The organism is Streptomyces acidicola (assembly GCF_009377235.1).
Classification (GTDB): domain Bacteria; phylum Actinomycetota; class Actinomycetes; order Streptomycetales; family Streptomycetaceae; genus Streptomyces; species Streptomyces acidicola.
Genome location: NZ_VMNX01000376.1, coordinates 1 through 6,253, shown reverse-complemented (window position 1 = coordinate 6,253; position 6,253 = coordinate 1). Strand labels below are relative to the sequence as shown.

Sequence of the window (6,253 nt, the reverse complement as noted above, 5' to 3'; positions counted from 1 at the left end):
CCCATGCCCCTGTCACTCCCCCGGTGAGCACCCCTCACTGACTCCCCACACGCGAAGTCAAGACATCCGAAAGGCGGTGGGAGCTTTGCGGCTCTCACGAAGAGGCCTGCTGCGCGCGGGCCTGGCCGGCACGGCCGCCACGGCACTCGGCGGGCTGGCGTCCGGCTGTGCCGTTCCGACCGGGTCGACCGGCCGGAACATGGTCCTGTGGTACTGGAGCGGCGGGCTGAGCCCGAAGGTCCTCCAGAAGGCCAGGTCCCGCTACGACAGCGCGGTGAACCTGCAGGCCATCCAGATCGGCGGCTACTACCGCTCGAAACTGATGACCACGATGACCGGACGGGCTCACGTACCGGACATCGCGGGGCTCAAGGGCGAGGACATGGCCTCGTACCTGCCCAACTCCAACCAGTTCGTGGACCTGCGGACGCTCGGCGCCGACAGGCTCAAGGACCGGTATCTGACCTGGAAGTGGGACGAGGGCATCGCCGAGGACGGCTCGATGGTGGGCTTCCCGATCGACTGCGGCCCCGTCGCCCACTACTACCAGCCGGCCGTCTTCGAGAGGGCCGGGCTGCCCTACGAACCGGACGACGTCTCCAGGGAGCTGGACACCTGGGAGAAGTTCCTCGCGGCCGGTGAGCAGCTCAAGAAGCGCGTCCCCGGCGCGTTCATCCTCACCGACGCCCTCAGCATCTACGGCATCTCGGTCAATCAGACGACCAAGCGGTTCGTCGACAAGGACCGGCACTTCATCGGCGACCAGGAGCATGTGCGCACCGCCTGGGACCGGGCCGTGGAGGCCACCCGCCGCGGACTGGTCTCGAAGATCGTCAACGGGACGCCGGACAACATCTCGGCCACCGAGCGGGGCCTGCTGCCCAGCCAGCTGAACGCCTCCTGGGCGGCGGGTGACATCAAACTCAACACGCCGAAGACCAAGGGCAAGTGGCGGGTGGCGAGCTGTCCGGGCGGCCCGTCGAACATCGGCGGCTCGTTCCTGTCGATCACCAAGGCGTGCCGGGAGCCGGAGAAGGCGTTCGAGATGATCACCTGGATGCTCGACGCGGACAACCAGGCCCAGGGCTTCGTCGACTCGGTGCTCTTCCCCTCGACTCCGGCGTCGTACCGGATGGAGAAGCTGCGCGAACCGGACGAGTTCTTCGGCGGTCAGATCACCATGGACGTCTTCGGCCCGGCGGCGCAGAAGATCCCGGTCGCCTTCAACAGCCCGTACGACGTCGCGCTCAAGACCCCGATCGACGACGAGATGCGGAACTTCTCCGTGCTCGGCAAGGATCCGGACCAGGCCTGGAAGGACGCCATGAGCAAGTGCCGGCGGATAGCGGACCACCTGGGGGTGACTTACTGACATGGCCACCGCACCCGTGATCGAGACGCCCCCGGCGACCGTGACCACCGCCCCCGCCGGGCCTCCCGGGAAGGGAATCCTGAGCCACTGGCGGCTGTACGCCGCGATCTCCCCCTTCTATCTGCTCTTCCTCGCCTTCGGACTGGTCCCCGTCGGCTTCTCGCTGTATCTGTCGTTCCACCGCTGGGACGGACTCGGCTCGATGGAGTTCGCGGGGCTGTCGCAGTACCGCTATCTCCTGTCGGACAGCCAGTTCTGGGGCTCCATAGGGAACACGATCGTCATCTGGGCGCTGGCCACCATCCCCATGATCTTCCTGGCGATGGTGACGGCCGTGCTGCTCAACTCGGCGGTGCGCTTCAAGAACGTGTACCGCTTCGCGTACTTCCTGCCGAACGTCACCTCGATCGTCGCCGTGGCGATCATCTTCGGCTCGGTCTTCTCCACCAACTTCGGCCTGGCGAACGCCCTGTTGCAGGGGGTCGGCCTGGACCAGGTGGCCTGGCTGAACTCGCCGTGGGGCATCAAGGTCTCCATCGCGACGCTGATGACCTGGCAGTGGACCGGCTACAACGCGATCATCTTCCTCGCCGGTCTCCAGACGATCCCGGGCGAGCTGTACGAGGCGGCGCGCATGGACGGCGCCGGTCCCGTGCAGACCTTCTTCCGGGTCACGTTGCCGCTGATGCGTCCCGTCCTGCTCTTCGTCCTGGTCATCTCGACGGTCACCGGCCTGCAGTCGTTCTCCGAGCCGCAGGTGCTGCTGCAGACGACGGACAACAACTCGTCGTTCGCGGGCGGCCCCGGCCACGCCGGCCAGACGATGGTCCTCTACTTCTTCCAGCAGACCTTCGACAACAACGACTTCGGCTACGGCGCCGCCGTGGCCTGGGGCATCTTCCTCGTCGTCGTCCTCTTCTCGATCATCAACTGGCGTCTGGTACAGCGCCGGGGCGAAGAATAGGAGCCCGCCACCATGGCATCCCCCAAGGGTTCACGGCAGCGGGGCACAGCGCTCCATCTGGTCCTGATCGCCGGTCTGCTGCTCTCGGTCTTCCCGTTCTACTGGGCCGTGATCATGTCGACGCACTCGTCGACCGAGATCTTCTCCTACCCGCCGAAGCTGCTGCCCGGCTCGCACTTCGCGGAGAACGTCCGCAACCTCTTCGACAACATCGACTTCTTCGGCTCGATGGCCAACTCGCTGCTGGTGGCGGGATCGGTGACCATCCTGGTCCTGTTCTTCGACTCGCTGGCGGCCTTCGTCTTCGCCAAGTTCGAGTTCCCCGGCCGCCGGACGCTGTTCGCCCTGATGATGGCGATCTTCATGGTGCCGGCGCAGATGGCGGCCATCCCGCAGTTCGTCATCATGGCGAACATCGGCTGGATCGGTTCGATGACCGCGCTGATCGTCCCTGCGGCGGCCAACGCGTTCGGTATCTTCTGGATGCGCCAGTACATGAAGGCCGCGATCCACAACGAACTGCTCGACGCCTCACGGATCGACGGAGCGGGCTTCCTGCGCCAGTACTGGCACGTGGCGCTCCCGGTGGTCCGCCCGGGCCTCGCCTTCCTCGGCATCTTCACCTTCATGGGCCAGTGGAACGACTACGCCTGGCCCCTGATCGCCCTCACCAACCCGGACAACGTCACCCTCCAGGTCGCGCTGTCCCAGCTCAACGGCACCCACGGCACCACCGACTACGGAATGGTCATGACCGGCGCCCTGCTCGCCCTCGTCCCGCTGCTGATCGTGTTCGCCGTCGGCGCCCGGCAGATCATCGCCGACCTCGGTAAGGGAGCCATCCGTTGATATCGGGTATGTCCGGGACATCTGGGGCGTCCGGCGATCCCTTGATCGCGCTGCGCCCATGGACGGCACCCGAGGTGACCTCCTGGCACCGGCTGCCCATGAGTGCGGTGGACCGGCGCGAGGGTGCCGTGTCCCTCGACGGCCGGTGGCGCTTCCAGCTGCTCCCGTCGCCCGAGGCGGAGCCCGGCCCCGCGTGGTCCTGGTCGTCCGTCCCCGGCGCCTGGACGATGCAGGACACGACCGACCTGCCGCAGTACACCAACGTCCGCATGCCGTGGGCGGAGTTCCCGCCGGACTCCCCCGCCGCGAACCCGACGGGCGTGTACGAGCGCGACGTGGACATCCCCGGGGACTGGGCCGGGCGCCGCATCGTGCTCCAGGTCGGCGCCGCCGAGAGCGTGCTGCTCGTGCACGTGGACGGGCGGCCGGTGGGCCTCTCCAAGGACTCGCACCTCGCGGCCGAGTTCGACCTCTCCGACGCCGTAACGCCCGGGGCGTCCGCCACCGTGCGGCTCACCGTCGTGAAGTGGTCGGACGCCTCGCACATCGAGGACCAGGACCAGTGGTGGCACGCGGGGATCACGCGCTCGGTGCTGCTGTACGCGACGGATCCGCTGCATCTCGCGGACGTGGCCGTGCGGGCGCGGTGCGACGGCTCGCTGCGGGTGGACTGCCGGGTGCGGTCGGCGGCGGGCGCGCTGCCGGAGGGGTGGTACGTCACCGGCCGCCTGGACGGCCAGGACCTCGTCCAGGACTCCGAGTTCGACCGGCTGAACGCCGAGGACGAGCGCGTCTCCGACTTCCTGGGTGAGGCCCGCCTGCGCGCCACGGTGCGGGACGTGCGCACATGGACCGCCGAGACGCCCGAGCTGTACGGCCTGACCATGCGCCTCCACCGGACCGACGGCTCCGTCGCCGACACCTCGACCCACCGGGTGGGCTTCCGCGAGGTCGAGATCCGCGGCCGGGATCTGCTGGTCAACGGCGAGCGGGTCTACATCCGGGGCGTGAACCGGCACGACTTCCATCCGCTGACGGGGCGGACCGTGTCGCAGAAGGACATGCGGGCCGACCTGCTGACGCTGAAGCGCTTCGGCTTCAACGCGATCCGCACCGCCCACTACCCGAACGACCCCGCGCTGCTCGACCTCGCCGACGAGCTCGGCTTCTACGTCGTGGACGAGGCGAACATCGAGTCGCACGACCACGCCCACGAGATCGCCGACGACCCGCGCTACGCGTCCGCGTTCCTGGACCGCGTCTCGCGCATGGTCCTGCGGGACAAGAACCACCCCTCCGTGATCATCTGGTCGCTGGGCAACGAGTCCGACTACGGCGCGAACCACGACGCGGCCGCCGGCTGGGTGCGCCGCCACGACCCGAGCCGGCCGATCCAGTACGAGGGCGCCGCCAAGCTGGACTGGGCGGCCACGGACGACGCCTCCGACATCGCCTGCCCGATGTACGCACCGATCGAGGACTGTGTCGCCCACGCGCTGTCCGGTGAGCAGACCCGGCCGCTCATCCAGTGCGAGTACTCCCACGCCATGGGCAACAGCAACGGCACGCTCGCCGACCACTGGGCGGCCATCGAGTCCACCCCGGGCCTTCAGGGCGGCTTCATCTGGGAGTTCTGGGACCACGGCATTCTCCAGCGGGTGAACGACGGAAGACCGGCCGGGCGCGCGGGCGCCGGGCTGTATGACAACGGTGTCGCCGCACCCGGCCTGCGCTGGGCGTACGGCGGGGACTTCGGCGAGGCGGTCCATGACGGCGCGTTCATCGCCGACGGCGTCGTCTTCCCGGACCGCACGCCCAAGCCCGTGATGTACGAGCACCGGGAGATCGCCGCGCCGGTGCGGCTGTCCGTGGAGGGCGAGGGCACCTGGCGGGTGCTGCGGGTGCACAACCGGCAGCACTTCCGCGATCTGTCGTGGCTGGCCGCCGAGTGGGAGTTCGCCGCCGCCGACGGCGGCAGCTGGACGGTGCCGGCCGCGCTGCCCGACGTCCCGCCCGGTGGCGCGGCCGTCATCGACCGGCCCGAAGTACTCGACGGGGCCGGCGAGATCTGGCTGACACTGCGCGTGACGGCCGCCGCGGACGAACCGTGGGCCCCGCGCGGCACCGAGGTGTGCAGCCCCCAGGTGCGCTGGTACGAGGCGGAAGCGGGCGAGCCGGTGGTGGGCGACGGGGCGGCGGGCGTCAAGGACGCAGAAGACGCGTCCGCCCGGGACAGCCTCGGTCACCCCGGCTCCCGTGCGGGCGGCCCGGGTTCCGACGCCCGGCCCGAGACCGACGCCGACGGCCTGCTGCTGCACCCGCTGCTCACCGCGCCGCCCGTGCTGTGCCTGTGGCGCGCCCCCACCGACAACGACGTCCTCGGCGGCATGGCCGACCGCTGGCGCGCCTGGGGCCTGGGCCGCCCCGAGCGCGAGACCGTCTCCGTGGAACAGAAGGGCGCCCGGGTCCTGGTGCGGTCCCGCTGGGCCACGGCCGCGGGGCCGGTCGAGCACGAGCAGGCGTTCACGGCGCTGCGGGACGGCCGGGTGTTCGTCGAGGAGACGGCGGTGCTGCCCGAGGAGTTGTCGGACGTGGCGCGGGTGGGCACCGTGTTCGAGACCGTCGCCGGGCTCGACCGCTTCGCCTGGTACGGGCAGGGCCCGTGGGAGAGCTACCCGGACCGTGCCGCCGGGGCTCCCGTGGGGCACTACTCGGCCGCGGTGGACGAGTTGCTCACCCCGTATCTGCGCCCGCAGGAGAGCGGGGGCCGGCACGGAGTGCGCCACTTCTCGCTCACCGGGGACGGCGGCCACGGGCTGGCCGTGCGGCTGGACGAGCCTCGCCAGGTCTCCGTGACCCGCTACCGCGCCGAGGACCTGACCGCGGCCGCGCACCACGACGAACTGGTGCCCCGGCCCGGCTGTGTGGTCCACATCGACGCGGCCCACCGGGGCGTCGGCACCGCCTCGTGCGGGCCGGACACCTCTCCCTCGTACCTCGTCCCGCCGGGCACCCACCGCTGGAGCTGGACCCTGCGCACTCTCTGATCCCCCCTTCCCTCCCAGGAC

4 protein-coding genes are annotated in these 6,253 nt (G+C 69.8%); all 4 read left to right on the top strand.

Annotated features, from left to right (window positions below):
- Window positions 1–85: 85 nt before the first annotated feature.
- From FPZ41_RS44065 to FPZ41_RS44050, 4 genes are read left to right on the top strand one after another with little or no spacing between them, the layout of a single operon-like run.
- The gene (locus FPZ41_RS44065; protein WP_152870239.1) at window positions 86–1,372 is read left to right on the top strand and encodes an ABC transporter substrate-binding protein; all 1,287 of its coding nucleotides are present in this window, start codon (window positions 86–88) and stop codon (window positions 1,370–1,372) included.
- A gap of 1 nt (window position 1,373) precedes the next feature.
- A complete protein-coding gene (locus FPZ41_RS44060) occupies window positions 1,374–2,336 on the top strand; it encodes a carbohydrate ABC transporter permease (RefSeq protein ID WP_152870237.1) in 963 nt (320 codons plus the stop codon).
- 12 nt (window positions 2,337–2,348) lie between these two features.
- Complete coding sequence (locus FPZ41_RS44055; RefSeq protein ID WP_152870235.1) at window positions 2,349–3,185, top strand: carbohydrate ABC transporter permease; 837 nt, start codon at window positions 2,349–2,351, stop codon at window positions 3,183–3,185.
- A gap of 8 nt (window positions 3,186–3,193) precedes the next feature.
- Complete coding sequence (locus FPZ41_RS44050; RefSeq protein ID WP_152870233.1) at window positions 3,194–6,232, top strand: glycoside hydrolase family 2 TIM barrel-domain containing protein; 3,039 nt, start codon at window positions 3,194–3,196, stop codon at window positions 6,230–6,232.
- The last annotated feature ends 21 nt before the right edge of the window (window positions 6,233–6,253 follow it).

What these genes read in the sequence shown, in the direction of transcription:
- FPZ41_RS44060 (WP_152870237.1), top strand. Translation starts at nt 1,374, where the DNA reads ATGGCCACCGCACCCGTGATCGAGACGCCCCCGGCGACCGTGACCACC.
- FPZ41_RS44055 (WP_152870235.1), top strand. Translation starts at nt 2,349, where the DNA reads ATGGCATCCCCCAAGGGTTCACGGCAGCGGGGCACAGCGCTCCATCTG.
- FPZ41_RS44050 (WP_152870233.1), top strand. Translation starts at nt 3,194, where the DNA reads ATGTCCGGGACATCTGGGGCGTCCGGCGATCCCTTGATCGCGCTGCGC.